Origin of the sequence: Ancylomarina sp. 16SWW S1-10-2 (genome assembly GCF_009669305.1) — a bacterium.
Lineage (GTDB): Bacteria > Bacteroidota > Bacteroidia > Bacteroidales > Marinifilaceae > Ancylomarina.
This window is the reverse complement of record NZ_SADB01000217.1, coordinates 1-460: the sequence shown is the minus strand read 5'-3', so window position 1 is coordinate 460 and position 460 is coordinate 1. Positions and strand designations below refer to the sequence as shown.

Sequence of the window (460 nt, the reverse complement as noted above, 5' to 3'; positions counted from 1 at the left end):
TCATCAACAATTAATGCTAAAGCGTCTTGGGTATTGGATGCTTCGATACAGGTGTAGTCAGCCATTTCTAAGGCAATGCGTAACATGTCGCGGATGGCAACTTCATCGTCAACGATAAGAATGGTTCGGTTTTGGCTCATGCTACACGCTCTCAGCTCATTACATTAATAGATGCTAGCATTAAATATTGCAGTTGTTACAGTTTTGTTACATGCTGTAAAAATAGCTGTAAAAAGGCTAAATGAAAAAGTAATGTGCCCAAATACCCGCAAAAATACATAAACCAACCCAGTGGTTGTTGGTAAATGCGACAAAACAGGCAGAAGGTTGTCGGTAGCGAATCAGCCACTGCTGGTATGCCATTAACACGCCCACGATAACAAGAAAAACGAAGTATACAGGGTTGAGTTCAAATCGGCTGCCAATCATATACCAGCCAACCCATGCTAATGCTTGTAGT

2 pseudogenes are annotated in these 460 nt (G+C 41.5%); both read right to left on the bottom strand.

The window, feature by feature from the left end:
- Nucleotides 1–140, bottom strand: a pseudogene (locus EMN46_RS20620) (DNA-binding response regulator); the annotation flags it as partial.
- A gap of 97 nt (nucleotides 141–237) precedes the next feature.
- Nucleotides 238–460 (bottom strand): annotated as a pseudogene (locus EMN46_RS20095) (hypothetical protein); the annotation flags it as partial.